Genomic DNA, 25,175 nt, shown 5'->3' with positions numbered 1-25,175 from the left:
GCTTAGCGGGAGAGGATGTCACTTGGATACGCTCTATGCCTGCGTTAAGCTGCTGGAATACTCTCTTCAGCCGGGGGCCCGTTCGAGTTGCGGATCCCCTTGGTAGCCCCTTAACTCTTGCGGACTATGCTTGAAAACGCCATTGTGCTCATCACCGGCGCCAGCAGCGGCATCGGGGCAGCCTGTGCCACGCTTTTTGCCCGTTCTGGAGCCAAGCTGATCCTGGTGGCCCGCCGTCAGGAGCGGCTACAGGAGCTGGCCGCGGAGTTGCAGCAGGCTTACGGTGCTTCCTCATACTTGCTGACTTTGGATGTGCGAGATAGGGCAGCCGTGCAGCAGGCGTTCCAGTCTTTGCCGCCGGCCTGGGCTGAAATCGACATTTTGATCAACAACGCCGGCCTCAGTCGCGGCTTGGACAAGCTCCACAGCGGGGCTGTGCAAGATTGGGAGGAGATGATCGATACCAACCTCAAGGGCTTGCTGTATGTTACCCGCGCCGTCTTGCCCGGCATGGTGGAGCGGGGCCGGGGCCATGTGGTCAACATCGGCTCCATTGCCGGTCGCCAGACCTACCCCGGCGGCGCCGTCTATTGCGCTTCCAAGGCCGCCGTGCGGGCCATCTCCGAGGGACTGAAGCTGGATCTGCTGGGCACCTCCATTCGCGTCACCGAGATCCAGCCCGGCTTGGTGGAAACCGAGTTCAGCCAAGTGCGCTTCCGCGGCGATCGCGAGCGGGCGGCAGCCGTCTACCGGGGCCTCACCCCCCTGACGGCGATGGATGTGGCCGAGGTGGTGCTGTTTGCCGTTACCCGTCCCCCCCACGTCAACCTGAGCGAAGTCTTGCTGCTGCCCACCGACCAGGCCAGCACGACGATGGTGCATCGTCGCTAGGGATGTGATGCCGTATCCGTCGTTGTTGGGTATTCACTCCCCCATGCCTGGGCGACAATGGCGGCAAAGGGGGTGGGCCCATGGGACTGGAAAGCGGGATCCTCATTGGGTTGGGCATCGGCCTACTCGGCACGCTGATTTTGCTCTGGCAGAGCCGGCGCCGCTTCGGCCGCCAATTGCAACAGTTGGGATCCCTGATGCACCTGGCCCTGCCTCTCAGCTCGCCTGAACAGATGCTCAGCCGGCTCAGCCACCACCTTCGCCAACAAGAACTGGAGTGGGCCCGCCAAAAACGATACCTACAGGACTGGCGGTATCTCAGCCACCACCTGCCCTGGGGATATCTGCGGGTAGACGAGAACAACGTGGTCTGGGAGTGTAACCCTGCCGCCCAGCGTCTGCTGCGCATCAGCCAGTGGCAGCCGGGCATCAAGCTCCTGCTGGAGTGGGTGCGCTCCTACGAGTTGGATCAGCTTATCGAAGCCACCCGCCGCCAGGAAGCTACCGCTCCCATCCAGAGCCGCGAGTGGATCTTCTACCCTTCCGGGGGCGAGGACAAACCGGTGCCGCTGCGGGCTTGGGGGCTGCCCCTGCCCCAGGCCCACGTGGCCATCTTCTTGGAAGACCGCCTAGAGGCAACTCTGCTGGCCCAACAACGGGATCGCTGGGCCTCGGATGTGGCCCACGAGCTGAAGACCCCCCTCACCTCGATTCGCCTGCTAGCGGAAACCCTGCACAGCCGCGTCGATGCCGCGCAAGCAGTTTGGGTGGAACGATTGCTGAACGAGACGCTGCGCCTCAGCCAGTTGGTGCAAGACTTGCTGGAACTGAGCGCCCTCAACCTGGGGGCCGCATCGCGATCCCAATGGCGCTGGGTGGATCTGGCAAGCTTGGTGCGCGAAGCCTGGCAGAGCCTGGAACCGCTGGCCAAGCCCCGCCAGCAGGAACTGGATCTAAGCGGCCCCTCCCAGCTCTATCTCTGGGGAGATGAACAGCGCCTCTACCGCCTCGTCCTTAACCTCTTGGACAACGCCATCAAATATGGCGGAACCGACTCCCCCATTCACGTGGCCCTGTCGGAACAGGAATCGCAAGTGCGGCTGGAGGTGTACGACCATGGCCCTGGCCTGCCGGAGGATCAATTTGAGCTGGTCTTTCAACCCTTTTACCGCACCGACGCGGCGCGGGCCCGCAGCAAAGGCGGCACCGGCCTGGGGCTGGCGATCGTGCGGCAAATCGTGGAACTACACGGGGGTACAATCCGTCTGCGCAATCACCCGCAAGCAGGTGGGCTGTGGGTGCAGGTGGAGCTGCCCCGGAAACACGCCGATGCCCTGTGAAAGCTGCCCAGAAGCGCTCCCATCAACATCACCAAGCCCTTCGACCTGAGAACTGCCCCAGATTTTCCTCCGGCGGGGCTATCCATGTTGGAGGGGATCCCCTAGAATTGGTCTAGGTAATCCTTACAGTTTGTACACTGGGCATTCGGAATGGGCGCAGACTATCATTCCGCTGATTTGTTGTCGGAGCGTGAGCTGCAGGTTCTCGAGTTAATCGCAGCGGGCCTGACCAATCAGGACATTGCAGAGCGCTTAGAGATTAGCAAGCGCACTGTTGACAATCACATCAGCAATATTCTGAGCAAGACGCGAACGTCAAATCGCGTCGCTTTGGTGCGCTGGGCCTTGCAATGGGGAAAAGTTTGCCTAGATCAGGTCAATTGCTGTACGTTGGCCAACGACAAAATTGCTTAGCCACATCTCGGAGACTCTCTCTGCCCCCTCTTTGTTTTGGCAGGCAATTAAATGCAGAGCAGGGCTTTTTTACCTCAAAAGTAGCGAGACATTCGCAAGATGTCATTGGCCGTTGTGGTGAAGCTGTTTGTTACCTGGATCCCTAGTTTCTCCTTTCCTTGCCTATCGTGAGCCTTGCTGAGTTGAAACGCTACGCTGTTCGTTATGATTCCATGCCCCTGATGGTTTATCGAGAGGTGGCTGCCCATCTGGCCTGCATTCCAGGGGTGGAAGCAGAGCTGGAATGCAGAAAAGACTCCATCTTTCGCTACTCCGATAGCCAAATCGAGGCGCTGCAAATTCGCCAAGAGGCCGACGCTGACCCAGAGCAAGTTCAGCGCGTTCTTGACCACTACGGGACATGGCAGTACAGCCCGTTACAGGACTAGCCCTCCTGCATTGCCGAAGAGGGATTACCGGAACGCCAGACCTTTGGGTTGTTTGGTGAGCACTACCACCTCCCCGCAGGGCGATACCGACCCACCTCCCAACTGGAACCGATAACTGGGCAGCCGCTCCAAACCAAGTCGAGACAGACCTTGAGCGCTCTGCGCCGCTAACGAGCTCGCGCTAGCGCATACAGGCCCCTCACCCTTAACCCCTCTCCCAAAAAAGGGAGAGGGATCCGCCGAGCAGCACAACGAACTGTCTTAGCAGGAATTGCCCGTACGACGGGGGTAACTCTGTCGATGGTTCTAGAAGCTCTGAGGCAGAGACTGTTTAGCGAGTTGGCTGACTTTGAGCAGGCAAGTGCAACTTACGAGCCAAACCCAGTCTTGCCAACACCCAAATGACCCAGTAGGTCATGTCAATTTCCCACCAGCGCAAACCTGCTTTCACGCACTTCGGGTCGGCGTGATGGTTGTTGTGCCAGCCTTCACCGTAGGTGAGGAGAGCCGCCCACCAAAGGTTACGGGCATTGTCGTCGCTCTCGAAAGTCCGGTAGCCCCAGAAGTGGCTGGCAGAGTTGATCAACCAGGTGCAGTGCAGCAGCAGCACTGTCCGCACGAAGATGCCGTAGATAACGAACGGCCAACCGCCGAGCAGGTAAAGCACTCCAGCCAGCGGCAGTTGCAGCAGCAGCCCATACTTGTCTAGCCAGCGATAAAAAGGATCCCGAGCCAAATCCGGCGCAAAGGCAGAATACTTCTCACGGTTAAAAAACTCTTCCCGTTGGTAAATGAGCCAGAGCATGTGGCTCCACCAAAAGCCCTTGCGAGCAGAGTAGGGATCCCGCTCTTCGTCTTCAGTAAAAGCGTGATGCTGACGATGGCCGGCCACCCAAAAGATCGGCCCCCCCTGGATGGCGAGAGCACCGAAGGTAGCAAAGACATATTCCAGCCACTTGGGCACTTGGAAGCTGCGATGGCTAAGCAGACGATGATACCCCAGGCAGATGCCCAAGCTGCCGAAGCACCAGTGAAGCAATAGGGCCACCCCCAAGGCTGGCCAGGAAAAGCAAACGATGCCGCCCACTAAAGCGAGGGCGTGAAAAACAACGAAAAAAAGAACAAATTCCCAGGCAAACCGAAAAGACTTTTGGGGCTCAGGCTGAGCTAGCGAAGCAAAACGGTTGGGATTGTCCAGCGATTGGGTGGGAAGGGAAACGGCCATGAACCAGCAAAACCTCAGAAAAGGAGTAAGGGCAGCGCAGGATCAAATACCTCCTCGCAAAGTTGCTTCTCATGCATAGGCCACCGCATCCCTGGCTTAGCTTACAACGAGCTCATGTCCCTGAAAGGCAAGCCGGGATCCCCAAGGGCCTGGCCAAGCAAGCTTCAGCAGTGAGAGCCGCTATGAGAGAGCAGAAAGGCAGCAGGTTTGATCTCGCCTGAGGCTAAGCTTAACGATATTTCACCTCAAATGCAAGTGCTGCTTGCAGATTGCCACTACCTTGAGCGCCTTCTCTTGACTCCTTACCCCATCACCTACCATGGCACGTCCTTCTTCCCGGCAAAGGCTGCTGAACGCGGCTCGAGACCTCTTCGTCCGCCAGGGCATCACTCAGACCACCACCCGTCAAATTGCAGACTTGGCCGGCGTTCATGAAGTAACCCTGTTTCGTCACTTTGGCAGCAAGCAGGGGCTGCTCCTGGCTGTATTTGCTGAGCTGGGAGTTTTCTCCGGCATTGCCGACTTACCCCTCCCAGCAGACCCCACTACCTTCCGGGGCTCTGAGCTACAAGCCATTCTCCTCCGCTATGTCCAAACCTGCTTCCAAGCTCTAGCTAATAACCCTGAGCTGGTGCGCTCGTTGGTGGGAGAAGCAGGCTTCTACTCCGAGGAGCATCGCCGCGCCTTGAGAGCAGGCTTCCTGCAGGCCCAAGAGCAGCTAGCCCACTACCTCCAGCAGCTCCCTAGCCCGGAGCTACAAGCCGTCGACTCTGGGTGCCTTCACGCAGCTGCTGGAGTTCTCCATCTGATGATTTTGGGGACGGCTGTATTAGCCGTTACCGCTGGCTTGCCTGCTGGCGACGGCGACCAGCCCTCCTCCGACCCAGCGGACAAGGGCACTTATGACAACAACAGCGGCACTCCCCCTCTCCTCTACGCCTGCGTAAAGCTGTGGATGGCAGCCTTGAGGGGCATGAAGGAAACCTAGTGCAAAAGACTCTCTCGGGGTTGGAAGGAGGCAATCCCAAAAAAAGAAGAAGAGATGAGGAGGTTGTAAGCCGGGTTCTGTAGTGGGGTGCTCCAAGGAGCAGCCCGCACTGGCGGTCATCTCTCTGGGAGTGATGTTGCCATCACCCTCTAGCGGCTCACCACCACCGAGACCACCCTCCCCCAACCGCTTGGCTGAGTACCGTGACCTCGGTGCAGCCGACAGGGGCGAAGAACAGCCATAGTCCTGCGGCTGCGGCCTTGCTTTCCACCGGGGTTTACCGAGCCAGCGCCTCACGACGCTGCTGGTGGGCTCTTACCCCACCTTTGCACCCTTACCTGTGCTGGGATCCCAGCCATCGGCGGTATGTTTCTGTGGCACTATCCTCGCGGTTTCCCGCACTGGGCTTTCCCCAGCGGTGTGTTCTTCTGAAAGCCCGGACTTTCCTCATCCTGCTGCCTGGTGGCGGCAGCGAGGACGCGACCGCCTGCCCCTCCTATCTCTTCATTTCAATCCTAGCGCATCCCCCCAGCGCAGAAAATCTCTCTGCGCCTAGGCTCCGCGTTGCTGGCCAGCCGGCCTGCAAAGCTGACCCCGCTGTTCCTGCTCCGCAGGGACTCCATCCCCCTAGGTCTACGTTCCTGGTCGAGGAAAGCGCTGCATCAGCTCTTGGACAGCCTCGGCATGGTAGGAGCTGCGGGTAAGCGGGGAGGACACCACCTGCAAAAAGCCCAACTCTTCCCCCACCTGTCGCCAGTGGTCAAACTCCTCTGGGGGCACGTAGCGCTCCACCGGCAGGTGTTTGGGGCTGGGAGGAAGGTATTGGCCAAGAGTGAGGATGTCGCAGCCTACCCGGCGTAGATCTTGCATTATCTGCAAAATCTCCTCGGCGGTCTCTCCCAAGCCCAGCATCACCCCCGACTTGGTGTAGAGGCCGGGATCCCATTGCCGCGCCAGTTCCAAAAGCCGCAGGGAACGCTCGTAGTTCCCCTGGGGGCGCACTCGCCGGTAGAGGCGGGGCACGGTTTCCGTGTTGTGGTTGAGCACCGTCGGGCGGGCGGCGAGAATTTGCTCCAAGGCCTGCCAGTTGCCGCACAGATCTGGGATCAAGACCTCGATGGTTGTCTGGGGCATGCGGCAGCGGATTTCGGTAATGCAAGCAACAAACTGGCTGGCTCCCCCATCGGGGAGGTCGTCCCGATTCACCGAGGTAATCACCGCATGGCGTAGCCCTAGCCGTTGCACCGCTGTGGCCACCCGCAGCGGCTCAGTGGGATCCAAAGGCGGAGGCCGTTTGGTGAAGTCGATATCGCAGTAGGGGCAGGCGCGGGTACAGGCCGGGCCCATGATTAAAAAGGTGGCGGTGCCGTTGGCAAAGCACTCCCCTAGGTTGGGACAGGAAGCCTCCTCGCAAACGGTATTCAGGCCCAAGTCCCGCAGCAGTTGCTGGACGGATCCGGCCCGCTGGGGGGCTTTGGCCCGCAGCCAGGGAGGTTTGCCGCTAGGCGAAGAAACAGCGCTCAATGAAACCCTCCAACCAGAAATGGCGGCAAGCGTATCTCTCAGCTTAGCCTGTCATTATTGCCCAGCCGAGACCGGGCTCGGTGGCCAAAGCCCGAAAAAGGATAGCTCAGTAGCCCCGCCCTTAAAGGCGAAGCAAACTTTAGCTGCTCGCCAATGGTATAGTTGTCACCGAGGCGTACCGTTCTCAGGCGAGCCCCTAGTCACGGTGAAAAACCCAACCGGTGGCAAGCGTCCGGGAAATGCCAACGTCTCAGCCAACCTGCCCAGACAAGCCAGCAGAACCTTGGGGCCTTGCCTCAAGGAACTGTCTAGAGGCATCTTGACAGCGCCTTGACGAGAATCCCCCGCCTTTAGGCGGTGGGCGTGTCAAGGCATACTGGAAAGCGAATGTCGAGCGATAGGGATCCCCACATGGTTGTTGCTGCTCCTCCCTCTCTGGAACAACTTGCCATCAACACGATTCGTTTTTTGGCGGTGGATGCTGTTCAGAAAGCCAACTCGGGTCACCCCGGCCTGCCAATGGGGGCAGCACCCATGGCCTATGTGCTTTGGCAGCAGTTCCTGAAGTTCAATCCCCGCAACCCCAAATGGGTGGATCGGGATCGCTTTGTCCTCTCGGCAGGCCACGGCTGCATGCTGCAGTATGCTCTGCTGCACCTGACCGGCTTTGATGTGAGCCTAGAGGACATCAAGCAGTTTCGCCAGTGGGGATCCAAAACCCCCGGCCACCCGGAAAACTTTGAAACCCCCGGTGTGGAGGTAACCACCGGACCGCTGGGGCAGGGGGTGGGCAACGCCGTTGGGCTGGCCATTGCCGAGGCCCACTTGGCCGCCCGTTTCAACAAGCCCGGTCACACCATTGTGGATCACTACACTTATGTGATCTTGGGCGACGGCTGCAACATGGAGGGGGTGGCCTCGGAAGCGGCCTCGCTGGCCGGCCACCTCAAGCTGGGCAAGCTGATCATGCTCTACGACAGCAACCACATCTCCATCGACGGCAGCACGGAAATTGCCTTTACCGAAGATGTGGGCAAGCGCTACGAGGCCTACGGGTGGCATGTGCAAAAAGTGGAAGATGGCAACCACGACCTGAAGGGAATTGCCGCCGCTATCCAGAAAGCTAAAGAAGTTACCGACAAGCCTTCCTTGATCATTGTCGAGACCACCATCGGCTACGGATCCCCCAACAAAGCCGGCACGGAGAGCGTCCACGGGGCGCCGCTGGGGCCAGAGGAGGTGAAACTCACCAAACAAAATCTGGGCTGGCCGCTGGAGCCGGAGTTCTACATTCCCGACGAGGTGCTGGCCCACTTCCGCCAGGCCATCGATAAGGGGGCCAAGGCCGAGGCGGAGTGGAACGAGCGCTTTGCCGCCTACGAGAAGGCCTACCCGGAAGAGGCCGCCGAATTCAAGCGCATCATGGCCGGGGAGCTGCCCGCAGGCTGGAAAGAAGCGTTGGCTCCCATTGCCGAAACCGGCAAAGAATCCACCCGCAACCTCTCCAAGTTTTGTCTCAATGCTTTGGCCAAGGCGGTGCCAGAGCTGCTGGGCGGATCCGCCGATCTGGCCCACTCCAACATGACCTATTTAAAGGGGATCCCGGAGTTCCAGGCCGGCTCCTATCATGGGCGCAACTTCCGCTTTGGCGTACGGGAACACGGTATGGGGGCGATTGCCAACGGCATAGCCCTGCACGGCGGCCTCATTCCCTACGACGCCACCTTCTTGGTCTTCAGCGACTACATGCGGCCGGCCATTCGCCTGTCGGCCCTCTCGCGGGCGCGGGTGCTCCATATTATGACCCACGACTCCATTGCCCTGGGAGAAGACGGCCCCACCCACCAGCCCATTGAGACGCTGGCTTCCCTGCGGGCCATCCCCAACCTCTACGTCATCCGCCCCGCTGATGCCCGCGAGACGGTGGGAGCCTACCAAGTAGCCCTTGAGTCCACCTCCACCCCTTCGGTGCTGGTGTTTACCCGGCAGGCGGTTAACCCCGTGGAAGGCACCTCCATTGAGGGGGTGGCCAAGGGGGCCTATGTAGTGGTGGATACTCCCAACCCAGAACTGATCCTAATCGCCACCGGCTCAGAGCTGGAGCTGGCGGTGAAGGCCGCTGCCCAACTGCAGCAGGAAGGCCGGGCGGTACGGGTGGTCTCCATGCCCTGCATGGAGCTATTTGAGGCCCAGCCCCAGAGCTACCGCGACGAGGTCTTGCCCCCCAAGGTCACCAAGCGCGTCTCCGTCGAGGCGGGATCCACCTTTGGCTGGCACAAGTACCTGGGCTTTGAGGGGGTGGCCATCGGCATCGACCGCTTCGGCGCTTCTGCCCCCGGCCCCGTGTGCATGGAGAAGTTCGGCTTCACGGTGGAGAATGTGCTCAATACCGCGCGCCGTCTCCTAAGCTAAGGTTTCTGCTCCTCCGGCCTAAACCCAGCAGGGATCCCTTCTCTGCTGGGTCTTTTTTGCTGCCCAATGGTGGCACAACTTGACAAGACTTAGCGAAGGCTGACAACTTGTTCAGCAGGACTTGCAAAACATTGCAGTTGTTTCAAACAAGGTTAAGAACCTTGCCCCCTCCCCCCCACCTCCTTTCCCCTTGTGGGAGAGGGGAGCGAGAAAGTTGTTTCATAGTTTCATAACTTTGTTTAAAACGACCCCAGATCCGCTTTCCTCTGGAAAGCTAACCCTTTCCACCCCCGCCTTGAAGGGAAAACGTTGGCTTCTGGCGACATGCTGATGTTCCTGGAGCAACTGAGGATCTGACAGCTCGGCCTACTGCAGGAAGCCCGCCAGCAAAATCACCGCTCCCCCCACGACGGCCAAAATCGTCAGTACCCGGCCTGCGTTGGCACTGCCCTTCCAGGAGTAGTTTTTCTCCGGTTTTTCCAGTTTTTCTGGCATAGCCATGCCTCTTTATGCCCCGTTAACTCTAATTTAACCTTCTCCCCCGGAATTTCTGCCGTGCGGTGCTGCGGTAGCTGGAAGGGGAGCTTGCTGAGGCGTACCCTTGAAAAAACAGCGACCACCTGGCCCAGCCAGCCCTTTTTGGGAACAATACAAGCAGGCAAGGAAGGGGATCCCAATTTCAAGGCGCATTCTGAGGCAGAGGCATGAGGTACGCGAAAGGAAGCAAAAGACTCGGCTTGATCATGGTCGCTTTGTCAGCCTGGGTGGGTGGACACCGTGCTGTCGCTCAGCCTGCCTTTCGGACAGTGCCGCTGCCTCGCCTGCCGGTGGGTGTGGATCAATTGGTCTTCGATCGCCCGGTGGCCCGCTTCAACCCCAACCTGCCTGCTGAGCTGGTGATCCACAATCGCACCGGCCTGCCTCTGGAATACGGCTTTACCGATCCGCGCCAGAAGGTGTCGGAACTTCCGCCGGGAGAAACGCTGCGTCTGAGCAACCTGCCGATCCCCAACTGCATGGCCATCAACACGCCGATGTTGTCCCCAGTGGGCTACCGGGTGAGCGTGGATCCCTTGAATGTAATCACCGTAGAGGTGCGCCTGGTCAACGATGTCTCCGGCGACCATTGTCTCGATTTACAAGAGACAGGCGCTATTTTCGTGAATTGATGCCAGCTTGAACGGGCAAAAGATAGCCTTTGGGATCCCGACCGGGTTCTAAACTTTGCGAAGATGAACGCCGCATCCCCCTATATCCCCCCGTACACGGGGGGACTGGGGGGCGGGGGGATCCGGGAACGTAGCCACCGACCGCCGCGCAGCAAAACCGAGCGTCGGTGGTCCAATAGTTGGGCGTTCTATCAACTGAGGCAGTTTGTGCACTACAAGGCAGCGAGAGCAGGGATCCAGGTTGTGGTGGTGCCACCTGCCTACAGCTCGCAGACCTGCCACCAGTGTTTTTGGATTGAGCAACGGGAAGGGAAGCATTTTCGTTGTGTGAACCCGCTCTGTGGTTGGGAAGGGGATGCAGATTTTAACGGTGCCAACGGGATTGCACTTTTGGGGGTTGCTGTAAACCAGCCCCCCTACATCCCCCCGCCCCCCTGCCCCCGTATACGGGGGTTGGGGGCTGGAAGGGGGGCGGTCGGAGCCGGGTAGTTTACATGGCAGTCAACCTTACTCAAATCTGACGTTGGAGCTGGGTCTGTTGGAGAGCCAACCCGAGGTTTAGGCGTATCGACAGCAATCGACCCCTATGACAGGATGCAAACAGGATGTCCAGGTCGATGTTCTTGTAGACTTTGCTCTGCCTTTGAGCTACTCGCCTGTAACCTAACTGAAGTGTCCTTTACTTTTACTTTTTTTGGATGGTCTCATGAGCGATAACTTGTATTCTTGGTTTCCCCGTGCCTTGGTGATGGGCGCTGCGGTGGTGGGGTTGTCGGGCCTGCCGGCAAGGGCTCAACAAATTACGGATCCCAGCCCGGCTCAAGCGGCCACCAATGTGGAGCCCACCTCGCCAATCTCGGCTTCTTTTCGCAGCCAAGATGGGGTCAGCGTGCGTCCGGAGACGGTGCGGGTTTTTGTGGATGGCAAAGATGTTACTGCCGAGTCGGTGATTACCCGGGATTTCTTCACCTACCGTCCCTCGCAGCCGCTACCGCCGGGACGGCGGGAAGTCCTGCTGGAGTTCACCAATACCCAGGGGGTGACCCGCCGCGTGACCTGGAGCTTCACCGTGGGTAACCCCGTCCGCGCCTCTATCGACCTGGTGGATCACAACGCCGGCAATCGCCCCTTGGCGGCGGGCGAGATCCTGCTGGTAACCGTCAAAGGCACTCCTTCCAGCCGGGTAACCGTTTACCTTGTCCAGGACGGGCGGCAGGTGCAAACCCTGCCGGCTCAGGAAGTTTCCAGCGGCACCTATGTGGTCAACGCCCTGATCGAGCCAAAAGATGCCACCCGCGAAGGGATCGTCATCGCTCGCCTGGAAAACGGCGGCCAGGTGCGCTTTATGACCGCAGAACAGCCCGCCCGCCTGATCGAGGGGGCCGCCGGTGGTATCCAGCGGCTCGCCACCCAAGAGGTTGCCGCGACGATCAGCCTCTCCAGCCTGCTGCCCCAGATCACCAACCTGCGCGATGGGGATCGGGTTTCCGGCTCTTCCTTTACGCTGCAGGGCACGACGGCTCCCAACGCTTCGGTGCGGGTGAATGTAACGGCTTCGACCTCGCTGGGGGGCATCATCAGCGCCCAACAGACGGTGACCAACCAAACTGTGCAAGCCGATGCCCAGGGCCGCTTCACCGTTACGGTGCGGCCGCCCATTCCGGCCTCCGGCACGGTGTATCAGATCAATCTCACGGCCACTTCCGGCAACCAAACCAGCCCGACGGTAACCTTGCGCCTCACCCAGCAGTAGCCTGTCCCCTTGGCTGGACTGAGAGTGTCGCCCTGCCGGCCTGGCAGTGGCGCCCAAGCTTCCCTCTCCCAGAGGGAGAGGGGCTGGGGGTGAGGGTCAATGGAAAGGCGGCTGAGAGATTTTTGGATTCTCAGAGTTTGCAGTTGGCGGGGATCCCTGGCGGTCTTGAGCGCGGGTTGGGGAGAGAGAAGACCGCTGTTGCCAGCGCCACAGGATCCCGGCCATGACCAGGGCGGGCGAGACGATCATGGCCAGGATCACCGGCAGGGTCTCCGGCAAGGCCAAGTAGGGGCCGCCATATTTGATGGCCGCGCTGATCCCGGCAGCGGCCACCATCAATTGCAGGGCAAACCAGAGGGTTTTGGGTTTCATGGTTGGCTGGGATCCCCTACCATGGCCGTGAGGATGCCGGCAACGCTCTCCAGATCTTCCGGTACTCGGTACAAAGTCAAGTCTTGTCGGATTGTCCGCGGATCCCCAAGGATCTGCCCGAACTGCCAGATAGATCCAATGGTAACAGCGCCGTAGATCTGCGCTTGCGGCTCCACCTGGGCCAGGGCGATCATCTCCACCGCCATTTGGACAAAAGCCCGCGTCAGATCGTCCTTTTTGGCTTCAACCACCAGCAGGATGTTCTTGCCCCGCAAGAGATAATCAAGGCTGCCCTTGAGCCAATTGTTGACCATCAGGGGATATTCCAGCCGCAAAGGAACTCGACAGTGAAGAGCCACTTCCGTCAGCACAGGGGCCACCAGCAGCTCTCGGCGGGCTGTCTCGCTGGTGAGGCTGACCAAAGGCAACAATTGTCGGATCCGGTTTTTCAGAGCTGGGGTTTGGGGTAGGGCAGGGGCAACGGGCCATGTCCACTCTCCTATCTCCAGACGGTAGCTAAACTGAGCCAGGATTTCCTCTGGCTCGTAGGGCATCTCAAAATAAGAGCGAAAAGTATAGGATTCGTCTTCCTTGAGAAGAGAGAGGTTCAGCATTGGTTACGACAAAAGCCCTGCTCAATCTGGCACAGCCAGAGCGGCAGCAATCCGCTCTTTGAGGGTAGCCACCACTTCCTCAATGGGAATTTCTACCGCTTGGCCGGTGGCCCGCTCGGCCAATTCCACCTTGCCTTGCTTAAGGCTGCGCCCGGTGGTAAGGCGGTAAGGGATCCCGATGAGATCCGCATCTTTGAACTTGACGCCGGCCCGCTCGTCCCGGTCGTCCCAGAGGGTCTCGATGCCGGCAGCAGCCAGTTCCTGCACCAATTTTTCCGCCACCTTCGTCTGCTCTGGGTCGGAGACGTTGGGCACCACCACCACCACGTGATAAGGGGCGATCGCCACCGGCCAGATGATCCCATTGGCATCGTGGGACTGTTCCACCGCCGCCTGGGCCAGGCGCGATACCCCAATGCCGTAGCAGCCCATCCACAGGGGCTGCTCGGATCCCTGCTCGTCGGTAAAGCTGGCCCGCATCGGCAGCGAAAACTTGAGGCCCAACTGGAAAATATGGCCGATCTCAATGCCGCGGGCGGTTTCCAGAATCTGGTCGGGGTTGAGCAGACAGCGATCCCCGGCTTGCGCTTTGCGCACGTCCACCACCTCCGCCAGGGGGTACTGCTCGCCCCAGTTGGCCCCCACTACGTGCCGCCCCACCTGGTTGCTGCCGGTTACAAAGTTTTTCAGCAGGGCTGCCGTCTGGTCGGCCAGGCGCAGGATCTGAGGGGCCAGGTTTTTCTGCCGGCCCAGGCAGCTATCCGGCAGGTCGGGCGCGATGTAGCCCACGGGGATCGGATCCCCTTGCCAGCTTTTTTGGATCTCCGCATCCGCCAAGGTGAGCTTGAGCAACTTGTTGGCTTGGTAGCGCTCCGCCAGACGGTTGAGGTGGTTGGCCAGCTTCACCTCATTGACTTCTTGATCGCCGCGGATGCTCAGCAGCACCACCACCCGTAGGCCGTTGTCGTAAAGGGCTTGGTAGAGGACGTTTTTGACAATCAGAGTGGGGGAGATCTTCAAGAAATTGGCCAGCTTCTCGATGGTTTCCGTTCCCGGCGTGTCCAGAACCTGGAAGGTGGTGTAGGGGGAGTCTGCTGCTGGCGGCGGAAGGGAGACGGCCTTCTCCACATTGGCGGCATAGGAGCCATCAGGAGTGTAGAGGATCTCGTCTTCTCCGGCAGAGGCCAACACCATAAACTCCTGCGAGGCTGCCGATGGCCCCCCGATGGCGCCGGCGTCGGCCTCCACCACGCAGAACTCCAGCCCGCAGCGGCGCAGGATGCGGCCGTAGGCCCGGTACATGTCCTGGTAGGTCTGGCGCAGGCTCTCTTCGTTGGCGTGGAAGGAGTAGGCGTCTTTCATGAGGAATTCCCGCCCGCGCAGCAGGCCAAAGCGGGGTCGAATCTCGTCGCGGAACTTGGTCTGGATTTGATAGAGAATTTGCGGCAACTGGCGATAGGAGCGAATGAGATCCCGGGCCAGCAGGGTAATCACCTCTTCGTGGGTAGGGCCCAGGGCCTGCTCGCGCCCCTGTCGGTCTTTGAGGGCGAACATGATCCCTTCCGCTTGGGTGTACACGTCCCAGCGGCCCGACTCCCGCCAGATCTCGGCTGGCTGCAACTGGGGCAGCAGACACTCCTGAGCGCCGATGGCGTTCATCTCCTCCCGGACGATGTCCGAGATCTTTTGCAAAACCCGCCAGAGGAGCGGCAAATAGGTGTAGATCCCCGGGGAGAGCCGCCGGATAAAGCCGCCCCGCAGCAGCAGCTTGTGGCTGATCAGTTCTGCTTCGGCAGGATCCTCCCGCAGGGTTACAAACAACATCTGACTCAATCTCTGGCTCCGTTGCATCCCTCCCCTCCACTTAGCAACTGCTTCCGTTGTTCTGGAGCAAATCCTCCCTCCTAGATCCCCTGGACTGGGATCCCTGCGACGCTAGGCCACCCAAATTAACTAGGCAGGAGCCAGCGTCCGCCGCTTGGTAACCATCTGGTAGACCTCGATAAGGTCCCCTTCTTGCCAGGCATCGAACTTCTCGATGCCGATCCCGCACTCGAAACCGGCGGCCACCTCCCGCACGTCGTCCTTGAAGCGCTTCAGAGAATCGAGACGGCCCTGGTAGACCACCTCCCCTTTGCGGCGAACCCGCACCAGAGCGTTGCGCTGCACCTTGCCGGAGAGCACGTAGCTGCCGGCAACCGCACCGCGGCTGATGGGGATGACTTTGCGCACTTCCGCCTGGCCCAGCGGCTCCTCCACCTCCTCCGGCTCCAGCAGGCCCTCCATCGCTGCCCGCAGATCGTCCAGCAAGTTGTAGATGATGTCGTATTCGCGCACATCCACCCCCTTGTCGTCGGCAGCCTGCCGCGCGCCGGGGGCGAAGCTGGTGTTGAAACCCAGAATAATGGCGTCGCTGGCTGCTGCCAGATCCACGTCAGTCTCGGTGATCTCCCCAGGAGCTGCTAGAAGCACTCGCAAGCGCACTTCTTCTTGCGGCAGATCCTGCAGCGCCGTCTGGATGGCCTCGGCGGATCCCTGCACGTCCGTCTTGATGATCAAGTTCAACTCCTTGAGCTGGCCTTCCTGGGCCTTGGCAGAGATGCTGCCCAAACTCACCCGCCGCGACAGCAGCGCCTGTTGCAGACGGGCTTGCCGCAGGGCTTCCGCTCGCTCCTCGGCAATCCGCCGGGCTTCTTTCTCGTCGGCGTACACCTGGAACTCATCCCCCGCTGCGGGCACCTCCTCCAGGCCCAACAGTTGCACCGCCGAAGAGGGCCCCGCTTCCTGCAGCCGTTGGCCGCGGTCGTCCATCATCGCCTTGACCCGGCCCAAGACGGCGCCGGCCACCAGGGTATCGCCCACCCGCAGGGTACCGTTTTGCACCAACAGAGTAGCCACCGGGCCGCGAGCCTTGTCCAGGTGGGCTTCGATCACGGTGCCGCGGGCAGGCCGGTTGGGGTTGGCCTGCAGCTCCGCCACATCGGCCACCAACAGGATCATCTCCAGCAGCGCGTCCAGGTTGCGGCGAGTGAGGGCGCTCACCTCCACCATGGGCGTGTCGCCGCCCCACTCCTCCGGCAACAGGCCGTGCTCTGCCAACTGCTGCTTGACGCGCTCCGGCTGGCTGCCGGGCTTGTCGATCTTGTTGATGGCCACGATGATCGGCACCTGGGCTGCGCGAGCGTGGCTGAGGGCCTCCAGCGTCTGCGGCTGCACCCCGTCGTCGGCAGCCACCACCAAAACGGCAATGTCGGTGACGCGGGCGCCGCGAGCGCGCATGGCGGTAAAGGCCTGGTGGCCGGGAGTATCCAGGAAAACAATGCGCCGCTTCTGGCCTTCGAAGTCCACGTCCACGTGGTAAGCGCCGATGCGCTGGGTGATCCCGCCGGCTTCTCGCTGGGCCACATTGGTGTGGCGGATGGCATCGAGCAGAGTGGTTTTGCCGTGATCCACGTGGCCCATGATGGTCACCACCGGCGGACGTGGCACCAGATGGTCGATGTCCTCCAGATCGAGGATCTCGGTTTTCTTGGCTTTGGGCTCTGCCTCGGGCCGACGTACTTCGTAGCCCAACTCTTTGGCCACCGACTCGGCCAGCGACTCGTCCAAAACCTGGTTGATGGTCACCCTCACTCCTTTAAAGAAGAGGGTTTTGATGATCTCGGTTTCGGCTACCCGCAGGCGGCGGGCCAATTCTTGCACGGTGAGGCTGCCCTCCAGGAGCAATACCTTCTCTTCTGGCAAGGATTCTGCTGCGGCCTCAGGAGCAGTAGCTTCGGCGGAGGCCGAGGGCCGCTGGGGGCGCTCAGCAGCCGGGCGAGGGCGAGCTGCTGCCGCGGGCGGACGATAGGAGGGGGGCTTGGCGGTGGGGCGCGCCAAGGGTTTGAGCGCGTTCAGCTCCGCCTGCTTGACGCTGGAGAGGACGGTCAAGGGATCCAAATCCAGAACGTCTCCGTCTCCTTCCTCTCTTCTGCGGCTGCGTTTGCGCTTGGCCTGGGTGCGGCCGGCCCGTCGTTCGAGGGCTTGTAGTTCCTCGTCCTCTTCTTCCACCGTCTTGCGCTTGAGTTTGGGCGCAGCAGGCCGCACGGGAGCTTCGGCCAACACCGGCGTGGGGCGTTCCTCAGGGATCCCTTCTGGCAAGCGAGGGGAAGCATCCGGCTCAGGGGGAAGAGGCTTAGCCACAGGACGGGTAGGAGGCCCTACCAATTCCAGCCGCCGCTGCGGACGAGGAGCCTCGTCAGCTTTGCCGCTGTCGGAGCTCTCTTCCTTCTTGGCCACCGGCGAGCGCGGCTCGGGACGAGTGCCAGGGCGGACAGGCGCGCCCACCAATTGCGGACGCGGGCGCTGTTCAGCTTGAGGGAGAGAAACCTTTTCCTCGACAGGAGGAGAGGTACGAGCGCCGCTGGGGGAGGGCGCCTCCGCAAGGCCAGGGCGACGGGATTCAGGGGCCCGTTGCGGCGGCTCGGGCCCAGAGGCGGCTCGTCGAGGGGGGGGGAGCACTGTCGGTCGCTTGGCCGCCGGAGCAGGGCTAGGTTCGGGGCTGCCGGCTTTGGCGGCAGCCTCAGGGCGAGTAGAAGCAGCTGCCGGCTGCGGCTCCTGGGCAGCCGGGCGCGCAGGCGGATCGACTTGCCGCCGCGGCGGGCCTATCAATTCGAGGCTGCCACCGGCAGCCCCTTTTTCAGAGGAGAGCTGGTCGGGTCGCTGCGGCGAAGGCTTGGAAGAACTGGCCTCACCAGCAGCAGCTTGCTGTTGAGCAGGAGCGGGCCGGCGAATGCCGACAATGTGCTGAGGGCGCTCACTTGCTTTGGCTTCGACGGGAGGCTGCGGTTGAGAGCTCTCAGGTTGCAGCTTGGGCCGGAGCCGGGGACGAGTCGGTTTCACAACGCGAGGTTCACTCAGTTTGCTGCGCACCAACTCGGCTTGCTCTGGAGAAATGGTGCTGCTATGGCTTTTGAAAGGGATCCCCAACTGCTCACAAACCTCCAGCACCTCGCGATTGTCACATCCCATTTCGCGGGCAATCTCGTAAAGTCGGACTCTATCGGTCATTCGTCTGCTAGCCTCTGCTCCTTGCTCCTTGTCAGTTTTACAACCCAAGTTAATACGATCCAAATCGCCAGATGGGACTGAACCTGTTGGGTGTGTGGCCACTTCCTTCGGCACAGCGAGAGCATCTCGGCGATCCTCCAAGAGCGCGGACTGGAGGGAATCCAAGTCCGAAGCTACTTTGGAAACATCCGCAGGGGACATAAAGCTAGGACAACCGGGGAAGAAACCAACATCAACAGTGCTTTTTAGAATAACCTTTCTGCGGCTCATACAGGTTGGCCGCAGCCAGTCCTCATTCTGACAGTTGAGAGGGGCTGCCGTGTAGTTCGCGACTGGATGAACCTGAAAAGGTGTTTCAATATCTTAACTTGGCCAATTCTGGAGCTGCCTAGGTTTTGTCTAAAGCGCTTGCCCCCGGGGCTGATGTTTCCGGGGGGCTCTGGGCCTCAGAATCGCGCAGCAGTTGCTGCTCCAGCAGTTGCCACAGCGAGTCGGGCACTGCTGCCTTGAGGACTCTGCTCATCTGGTGCTTACGCCGGGCCGCCCGCAGACATTCGAGGCGGCGACAGAGGTAGGCAGAACGCCCCATGCCCTGATCCAAAAGCACCTGGTGAGTGTCGTATTGCCTAACCAGCCGCCACAACTGGGAGCGGGGAAACAGTTGGCGACAGCCGACACAGCGACGTAGCGGATCTGCCCCTGCCAAAAGACGCCATCTCGCTGAAGCACGGGAACTAGTCCAGTCTACTCCAAATGGGGCAGCCGCGACCTGAGAAACTCAAAGAAACGCTCCACCAAGTAGGGATCCCGCCAGCCCTTGGTCGTTTCTTGCCGCAGGATGTCCATGGCCTCCTGGACAGTGAAGGCTCGCTTGTAGGGCCGCTCCGAGGTAAGGGCGTCGTAGATGTCGACAATCTGAAAGACGCGGGCCACCAGGGGGATTGCTTCTCCCTTGAGGCCGTCGGGATAGCCGCTGCCGTCCCAGCGCTCGTGGTGGTGGCGGATAAGGGGCAGCACATCCCTCATGGTGCGCAAGGGGCGGCAGATTTCCTCTCCAATTAGGACGTGGGATTTCATCACCTCCCACTCTTCCGGCGTGTGCTTGCCCGTTTTGCCCAAGATGGCGTCGGGTATGCCCACTTTGCCGATGTCGTGCAGGTAACCTCCCCAGGCCAGCACCTTGATCAGGGGACGGGGTAGCTGGAGAAACTCGCCAAAGCTCTTGGCCAGGGCTGCCAGCCGCTCGCAGTGATCCCCGGTGGTCGGATCCCGGCTTTCTACACTGCGGGCAATGGCAAATAAAACCTGGGCGGCATGATCCAAGTCTTCATTGAGATGCTTCTGGCGAACGAGGGAGCGCACCCGCGCCAGCAACTCGGACTCGTCAAAGGGCTTGCTCAAGAAGTCGTCTGCCCCCGCCTCAATCCCGCGCAGGCGATTTTTGCGGTCGCTGGCCGCTGCAATCAACACCACCGGGATCAGGCGTGTCTCTTCATCAGCCTTGATGCGCCGACAGACCTCGAATCCGTCCAACCCCGGCATCATCACATCCAACAGGACCAGATCCGGCTGCAAGCTTGGCAGCATCTGCAGGGCTTGCTGGCCGTTTTCCGCCTCGCTGACGCGATAACCAATGCTCTCCAACAGATCCCCCAGCAACAGGCGACTGTGGGGCTGATCGTCCACGATGAGGAGATGGCCCGCCGGCTCCTGCTCTCCAAAAGGTGCTATCTCAGGGATCCCAACCCTCACGGGCCTCTCAGCTTGGGCGGATTGCATCTTGGTAGAGACTACTCCTAGCTCACCGCTTCCACCGTAATTTCAGCTCCCAATTGCAAGCATCCGCCTTTCCACTGAACTTGCCAGGGCCTCAAGCCGCCGCCAATCCCTTAAAACACGGGTAAATAAGGGGATTTTTTCTGTCGCAATTCCCTCGCTAGGGATCCCATTCCTCGGCCACAATGGGGATAATGAAGGTAGTCTTGGCTACGTTTTTGGCACCCGTTCTGCTAGCTTCTTGGCAACTTTACTATGTCGTCTTTTTCCTCTGAGTCTCTGCGGGAGCAGGTGCGCCGCATCGATGACCAGCTTTCCCGCCGATCCCTGGAGCTAGACCCGGCAGGCTACTTTGTCATCTATGTGGATCGGCAGCAGCAGCTCATTTGCGCTAAGTACTACAGCACTGTGATCAACGAGCGGGGGCTGGCCACCGACCCGGAGACTGGAGCGGTGATCCCCGCGCGGGGGCCGGTCAATCGCTCCCCGCAGCGGGTGTACGTTGGCCGGACGGCCAAAGAGTTGTGCGTCCAGATTTTTGAAAAAGAAAGCGAAAAGGTCGTCTCTCAGCTCAGCCACGCCGCCTACCTGGGGCGGGAGTTTCAGAAGGCAGAGGCGGCCCTGCTCTCTGGCGAAGAGTACGTGCAGGACTAAGACCAAGCTCGCTGCAGGAGGCCAGCCTATGGCAGAATCGAGCCAGCTTGCCGTGACCAAGATCACTGCAGGGCAAGCTCGGCCATGGACGACAAGGTTAAGCCGGGAGCCATTCTGCGGGGACGCTACGAAATCCTCGGCCTTCTGGGGCAAGGAGGGTTTGGGGTTACCTACAAGGCGGTGGATCGCGACACTTTCAACACTCCCTGCGTGGTCAAGCGCCTGCGCCCGCTCTCGACGGATCCCTACACCCTGGCCACGGCGCGCAAGCTGTTGGAACGGGAGGCCAAGGTTCTCAACCGGCTCAACAACTACGACCGGGTACCTCGCCTCTTGGCCCACTTCGAGCAGGATCAGGAGTTCTATTTAGTCGAGGAGTTCATTGCCGGGCACGACCTCACCCACGAGCTGGTAGACGGCAAGCCGCTCAGCGAGCCAGAGGTCGTGCAACTCCTGTGGGAAGTTCTCGAGATCCTGCGCCATGTCCACGCCCACCAGATCCTGCACCGGGACATCAAGCCGGCCAACCTGATGCGCCGCGACTTCGACGGCAAGTTGGTGTTGATTGACTTTGGGGCGGTGAAGGAGGTGGGGAGATTGGTTAGCCACGCCCCCGGTCAAACCCAGGTGGCGACGGTAATCGGCTCGGTGGGCTACATAGCCCCAGAACAGCTTGGCGGCAAGCCCCAACCCTGCAGCGATATCTACTCGGTGGGGGTGCTGGCCATCCAAGCGTTGACTGGCCGTCCCCCCACCAAGATCCGGGACGATCCCCGCACCGGCCAGCTGCTTTGGCGGGATCTGGTGCCAGTTAGCAAGGAGCTGGCCGAGATTGTAGATCGCATGATCTGTCCCCGCTGGCAGGAGCGCTTCCAGTCGGCGGCTGAGGTGATGGAGGCGCTGCGGCCTCTCCTGCCTACCCCCCCCGAAGGTGTAGCGCCTGCTCTTTCCCAGCTTTCGGTGGATCAACTCTTGGCGATGCGCTTGGTAACCCGCGGCCAGGAAAAAGCTCGCCAAGGGGATCTGCAGGGAGCAATTGCCGACTACACCCTGGCCATTCAACTGGATCCCCAGAATGGCCGCGCCCACAGCCAGCGGGGCAGCGTCCGCTACAAAACTGGCGACTGGGCAGGAGCGGTGGAAGATTTCACCCGCGCCATCCAACTGGGGGGAGGAGATGCCCGCACCTATTTCAACCGCGGCATCGCTCGCTATCGGCTGGGGAACTATGAGGGAGCAGTTGCTGATTACACGCACGCCCTCCGTCTCGACCCTCACTGGGCCCTGGCCTACTACAGCCGCGGCAATGCCTACCGGCAGCTCGATCAGCCGCAGCAAGCCATCGAGGACTATTCCCGCGCCCTTGAGCTCAACCCCGAGGAAGTACGGGCCTACTTTAACCGCGGCGTAGTGCGCGGCCAGTTGGGAGATGCGCAAGGGGCTGTAGCCGATTTTTCCGAGGTCCTCCGACGGGATCCCCAAGATACGGAAGCTTATTTCAACCGGGGCGTAGCACGGGCGCAGTTGCTGGACTTTCAGGGAGCCATTGAGGACTATACCCAGGCGCTGCAGTTGGATCCCGGCCACCCCAAGGCCTGTTACCGCCGCGGTCTAGCCCGGCAGGCGTTGGGGGATCTGCAAGGGGCCATTACTGATTTTTCCCAGGCCATTGCGCTGAGGGCTACGCAGGGGGAGGAGCCTTCGGGAGCCGTGGCGGCAGCTCAAGCGGAGCTCTATCTGCAGCGGGCTGTGGCCTACCTGAGCAACAACGCCCTGGAGGCAGCGCTGGCTGACTGCGAACAGGCGCTCCGCCTTAATCCTGCCCTGGCGCTAGCCCATTTCTACCGGGGGCTGGCCCGCCAGGGGTTGGGGGATCCGGCAGGCGCTTTGGCCGACTTCAACCGCGCCCTGGAGTTGGATCCCCGGCTGGCCAAGGCCTACCTCAAGCGTGGGATTGCCCATCTGGAGCTGGGTCACCTGGAAGCGGCTCTGGCAGACTTGAATCAGGCCATTGCTTTAGATGCCAGCGATGTCGGCGCCCGCAGCAGCCGCGGGCAGGTTCACCGGCTTTTGGGGGATCCCTTGGCGGCCCTGCAGGACTACACGGCTGCCCTGGAGCGGGATCCCCGCAACCCGCAGCTCTACTTCGACCGCGGCCAGATCTACTTTGAGCAAGAAGATTGGGCAGCAGCCTGTGAGGATTTCTCCCAGGCGCTGCAGTGGGCAGGCCAGCCGGGGGGCCCCCATGGGCTGGATCTGATGGCTCGTATCCACTTGTACCGGGGCATGGCGCGGCAGCGGCTGGAAGACTGGCAGGGAGCGCTGGCCGATTTCACGGCCTTGATCCAAGAGCAGCCGCAGGCTTCCCAGGGATTTGCCCTGCGGGCAGCGGTACACCTAGTCTTGGGAGACGAGGAGGCAGCGTTGGCTGATCTCGACCGGGCCATAGGCTGCAACCGCGACTGGGGGCTGGCGGATGCGGCGCTGGCCTACCGGCAGCGGGGGGATCTCCACCGCCAGGCCAACCGGCTGCAGCAGGCCATTGCCGACTACACCCAGGTCCTGGCCTTGAACCCGCAGGAGCGCCACGCCCTCCTCTGGCGGGCTCTCCTTTGGGATCAGGCGGGGGAAATAGAGAGGGCCCTGGCCGATTACACCCAGCTCCTGCAACTGGAGCCAGATCCGCAGACGCGCCTCTGGGCCTTGAACAACCGCGGCTGGGCCTACGCCCAACAGGGAGATTTTGCGGCAGCTATCCGCGACTACACGCAGGTTCTCGAACGGGATCCCAGCCACATCAAAGCCCACTGCAACCGTGCCCTAGCCCGCGCTGCCGTTGGTGACTGGCAAGGAGCCTGTCAGGACTTCCAAACTGCTCTCCAGTTGCAAGGATACGAGGGTCGCCTTTGGGAAGAAGAGACTCACTCCCTAGGCAGCTCTTAGCGATCCTCTACCCTGAGCCTAACTTGCTCCCGTCGCTCCTCGAAGTCGCTCACCAGCAGCCTTACCTTGAGCTGCCATTCTCCCGCTAAGGGCAAGAGGACATCTTCCACCTCAAACTGGCCAGGTTCTCTTGGCAGCGCCTGGCGGCGCAGAGGCGGGATCCCACGTGCGGGGAGGTCAAACTCCAGGCTCAGCTCCTGGGCGGGGATCCCCTTAACTTCCACTTGGATGCGGTTGTTGCCAGGGCGGCAGGGCAGGATCTGCAGGCGGAGGCTGCCTTCCGGCCAGCTCAATGTCTCTTGGCAAGCCGGTCCCGCTCCTTGGCCAGGAGGGGCTTGGGCCACCAGAAAGCTGGTCAAGGCCAGCACCAGAACTAGCCCCACCAACTCCAGGCGGACAATTTGGCGCAGGGATCGGCCCGCCGACCAAACCCCCTCTCGCAACGCCGGCAGCAGCCGCAACTTGTTGTGGGCGCCCAAACCCACGATCATCAGCACCAGCAACAGCTTCGCCCAGAGGTACTGCCCGTAGGGGTGCTCCCAGTCCCAGCCGCGGTGGATCCCGCCCATCCCCACTCCCGCCAGCACCAGCCCCGGCACAGCCCAGGTGGCCACATCGGAAAATCGTTGGATGACACCTGCCGATTGGGAAGTCCATTCAAGGACTCCGTCCCGCTGGCGCAATCGGCTCAACAGGCGCTCCACCCCCCACAGCCCCCCCAACCAAAAAGCCGAGCCGGCCAGGTGCAGCCCCAAGAGGGCCATCGTCCCTGCTGGATACTCGCTGGTGAGGGCATGGCCGATGGGCAAAAACGACCCTATCACCGCCACCGACCCCAAGCCGTTGGCCCAGCGGGGCCCGCCCTCGCAGGCCCAGATCAGGATCCCCAGCCCCACCAGCCGCAGCCCCGTACCCCAGCCATAGGGAGAAAGCATCACACTCAGCAGCTTTTGCCCATTGAGGTAGGGGTAAAGCTGAGCCAAGTGCAAACCGAAGGCCACCAGAGTCAAACTCAGGGTCAGCCAAGCTGCCACGAAAGCCCAGGCCTTATCCGAGAGCTCTATTCCATTTGCCCCCAAAACGCTCGAACGCCCCCGCACCAGCCGCCACCAGCCCAGCACGCCGACAACAAACAGGCTGCCCAGGTAGATCCCCCAGCGCACACCTACCAGCGGCCAATGCAGGGGATCCCTTTTTCGAACCTGGGCCGCCCTCACCGCTTGAACTAGCTCTGGATCTGCAGTCCCCACCTGGAAGACAAACGAGCCACTCACCGGATGGGAATCAGCGGAAATGGCCCGCCAACTGACAAGGTAAACCCCCGCTGGGATCCCCCGGGGCAAATCCCCCTGAGGTGCCTCGCCTCTGCTCACCAGGTTTTCCAGGGGCAATACCTGTCCATTTCCGTCCAAAACCTGGAGCTGCGTAAGCTGCACCGGCTCATTGAAAACCAGCCGCACTTGCGTCGGCGCTTCCTGGAGCACCGCTCCATCTTCCGGGAAAGTGGAGAGCAAGCTGGCATGGGCAAAAGCGGGCGGGATCCCAGCCGTCCACAGCGAGAGGCCGAGGATCCCAGCCCAAATCCAGGCAAAAACCCTTCTAGGGCGAGACATCCTGCCCAGC

Annotated in this window: 20 protein-coding genes, 1 other RNA gene and 1 pseudogene; 11 read left to right on the top strand and 11 right to left on the bottom strand. The window is 61.0% G+C overall.

Features of this window, described 5'->3' with window-relative positions:
- Positions 1-126: 126 nt before the first annotated feature.
- The 4 genes from CYA_RS11065 to CYA_RS14195 all read left to right on the top strand — a co-directional run bounded on the left by CYA_RS11065 (position 127) and on the right by CYA_RS14195 (position 3,073).
- Positions 127-891, top strand: a complete 765-nt coding sequence (locus CYA_RS11065; protein WP_011431153.1) for an SDR family oxidoreductase — start codon at positions 127-129, stop codon at positions 889-891.
- An 80-nt stretch (positions 892-971) separates the two neighbouring features.
- Positions 972-2,231 (top strand): sensor histidine kinase, encoded by a 1,260-nt coding sequence (locus CYA_RS11060; RefSeq protein WP_011431152.1) that lies wholly within the window; start codon positions 972-974, stop codon positions 2,229-2,231.
- Positions 2,232-2,381: 150 nt separating this feature from the next.
- The gene (locus CYA_RS11055; protein WP_011431151.1) at positions 2,382-2,645 is read left to right on the top strand and encodes a helix-turn-helix domain-containing protein; all 264 of its coding nucleotides are present in this window, start codon (positions 2,382-2,384) and stop codon (positions 2,643-2,645) included.
- Positions 2,646-2,857: 212 nt separating this feature from the next.
- A complete protein-coding gene (locus tag CYA_RS14195; RefSeq protein ID WP_071813563.1) occupies positions 2,858-3,073 on the top strand; it encodes a hypothetical protein in 216 nt (71 codons plus the stop codon).
- Positions 3,074-3,404: 331 nt separating this feature from the next.
- Here CYA_RS14195 and CYA_RS11045 read toward each other — a convergent pair whose 3' ends face one another.
- On the bottom strand, positions 3,405-4,298 hold the full coding sequence (locus CYA_RS11045; protein ID WP_011431149.1) for an acyl-CoA desaturase: 894 nt from the start codon (positions 4,296-4,298) through the stop codon (positions 3,405-3,407).
- A 319-nt stretch (positions 4,299-4,617) separates the two neighbouring features.
- On the opposite strand from CYA_RS11045, the gene CYA_RS11040 reads away from it, so the two are divergent.
- A complete protein-coding gene (locus CYA_RS11040; RefSeq protein ID WP_011431148.1) occupies positions 4,618-5,286 on the top strand; it encodes a TetR/AcrR family transcriptional regulator in 669 nt (222 codons plus the stop codon).
- A gap of 49 nt (positions 5,287-5,335) precedes the next feature.
- On the opposite strand, the gene rnpB is transcribed toward CYA_RS11040, so the two are convergent.
- Positions 5,336-5,787, bottom strand: an RNA gene (gene rnpB, locus CYA_RS13880) — RNase P RNA component class A.
- Positions 5,788-5,919: 132 nt separating this feature from the next.
- Positions 5,920-6,810 carry a lipoyl synthase gene (lipA, locus tag CYA_RS11035; protein ID WP_011431147.1) on the bottom strand — a complete coding sequence of 297 codons (891 nt, stop codon included), beginning with the start codon at positions 6,808-6,810 and terminating at the stop codon, positions 5,920-5,922.
- A 411-nt stretch (positions 6,811-7,221) separates the two neighbouring features.
- Between lipA and tkt the strand changes: the two genes are divergently transcribed.
- On the top strand, positions 7,222-9,222 hold the full coding sequence (gene tkt, locus CYA_RS11030) for a transketolase (protein ID WP_011431146.1): 2,001 nt from the start codon (positions 7,222-7,224) through the stop codon (positions 9,220-9,222).
- Positions 9,223-9,588: 366 nt separating this feature from the next.
- Here tkt and CYA_RS15605 read toward each other — a convergent pair whose 3' ends face one another.
- On the bottom strand, positions 9,589-9,723 hold the full coding sequence (locus tag CYA_RS15605; protein ID WP_255322487.1) for a hypothetical protein: 135 nt from the start codon (positions 9,721-9,723) through the stop codon (positions 9,589-9,591).
- A 242-nt stretch (positions 9,724-9,965) separates the two neighbouring features.
- Here CYA_RS15605 and CYA_RS11025 point away from each other — a divergent pair, with 242 nt between their 5' ends.
- The 3 genes and pseudogenes from CYA_RS11025 (at position 9,966) to CYA_RS11020 (ending at position 12,144) form a co-directional block, all read left to right on the top strand.
- The gene (locus CYA_RS11025) at positions 9,966-10,391 is read left to right on the top strand and encodes a hypothetical protein (protein ID WP_187147158.1); all 426 of its coding nucleotides are present in this window, start codon (positions 9,966-9,968) and stop codon (positions 10,389-10,391) included.
- Positions 10,392-10,508: 117 nt separating this feature from the next.
- A pseudogene (locus CYA_RS14190) lies at positions 10,509-10,880 on the top strand (zinc ribbon domain-containing protein); the annotation flags it as partial.
- Between the two features lie 217 nt (positions 10,881-11,097).
- On the top strand, positions 11,098-12,144 hold the full coding sequence (locus CYA_RS11020) for a hypothetical protein (RefSeq protein WP_228375300.1): 1,047 nt from the start codon (positions 11,098-11,100) through the stop codon (positions 12,142-12,144).
- A gap of 96 nt (positions 12,145-12,240) precedes the next feature.
- Here CYA_RS11020 and CYA_RS11015 read toward each other — a convergent pair whose 3' ends face one another.
- The 6 genes from CYA_RS11015 to CYA_RS10990 all read right to left on the bottom strand — a co-directional run bounded on the left by CYA_RS11015 (position 12,241) and on the right by CYA_RS10990 (position 19,958).
- On the bottom strand, positions 12,241-12,516 hold the full coding sequence (locus CYA_RS11015) for a hypothetical protein (protein WP_011431141.1): 276 nt from the start codon (positions 12,514-12,516) through the stop codon (positions 12,241-12,243).
- Positions 12,513-13,070, bottom strand: coding sequence for a hypothetical protein (locus CYA_RS11010; protein WP_228375298.1), 558 nt, complete (start codon positions 13,068-13,070; stop codon positions 12,513-12,515). The genes CYA_RS11015 and CYA_RS11010 overlap by 4 nt, the downstream gene beginning before the upstream one ends.
- A gap of 81 nt (positions 13,071-13,151) precedes the next feature.
- Complete coding sequence (locus CYA_RS11005) at positions 13,152-14,981, bottom strand: proline--tRNA ligase (protein ID WP_011431139.1); 1,830 nt, start codon at positions 14,979-14,981, stop codon at positions 13,152-13,154.
- Positions 14,982-15,083: 102 nt separating this feature from the next.
- On the bottom strand, positions 15,084-18,179 hold the full coding sequence (infB, locus tag CYA_RS11000) for a translation initiation factor IF-2 (protein ID WP_011431138.1): 3,096 nt from the start codon (positions 18,177-18,179) through the stop codon (positions 15,084-15,086).
- Between the two features lie 388 nt (positions 18,180-18,567).
- The gene (locus CYA_RS10995; RefSeq protein WP_011431137.1) at positions 18,568-18,885 is read right to left on the bottom strand and encodes a YlxR family protein; all 318 of its coding nucleotides are present in this window, start codon (positions 18,883-18,885) and stop codon (positions 18,568-18,570) included.
- A 38-nt stretch (positions 18,886-18,923) separates the two neighbouring features.
- The gene (locus CYA_RS10990; RefSeq protein ID WP_011431136.1) at positions 18,924-19,958 is read right to left on the bottom strand and encodes an HD-GYP domain-containing protein; all 1,035 of its coding nucleotides are present in this window, start codon (positions 19,956-19,958) and stop codon (positions 18,924-18,926) included.
- Positions 19,959-20,210: 252 nt separating this feature from the next.
- On the opposite strand from CYA_RS10990, the gene CYA_RS10985 reads away from it, so the two are divergent.
- A complete protein-coding gene (locus tag CYA_RS10985) occupies positions 20,211-20,609 on the top strand; it encodes a DUF4346 domain-containing protein (RefSeq protein WP_011431135.1) in 399 nt (132 codons plus the stop codon).
- An 84-nt stretch (positions 20,610-20,693) separates the two neighbouring features.
- Positions 20,694-23,552, top strand: a complete 2,859-nt coding sequence (locus CYA_RS10980; protein ID WP_011431134.1) for a serine/threonine-protein kinase — start codon at positions 20,694-20,696, stop codon at positions 23,550-23,552.
- Here the strand turns inward: CYA_RS10980 and CYA_RS10975 are convergent.
- A complete protein-coding gene (locus CYA_RS10975; protein ID WP_011431133.1) occupies positions 23,549-25,165 on the bottom strand; it encodes a copper resistance CopC/CopD family protein in 1,617 nt (538 codons plus the stop codon). The genes CYA_RS10980 and CYA_RS10975 overlap by 4 nt on opposite strands.
- Positions 25,166-25,175: the final 10 nt, after the last annotated feature.

It is taken from the genome of Synechococcus sp. JA-3-3Ab (assembly GCF_000013205.1).
Taxonomy (GTDB): Bacteria; Cyanobacteriota; Cyanobacteriia; order Thermostichales; family Thermostichaceae; genus Thermostichus.
Note: the sequence above shows the minus strand (reverse complement) of the source record. Positions and strands in the feature narration are given on the sequence as shown.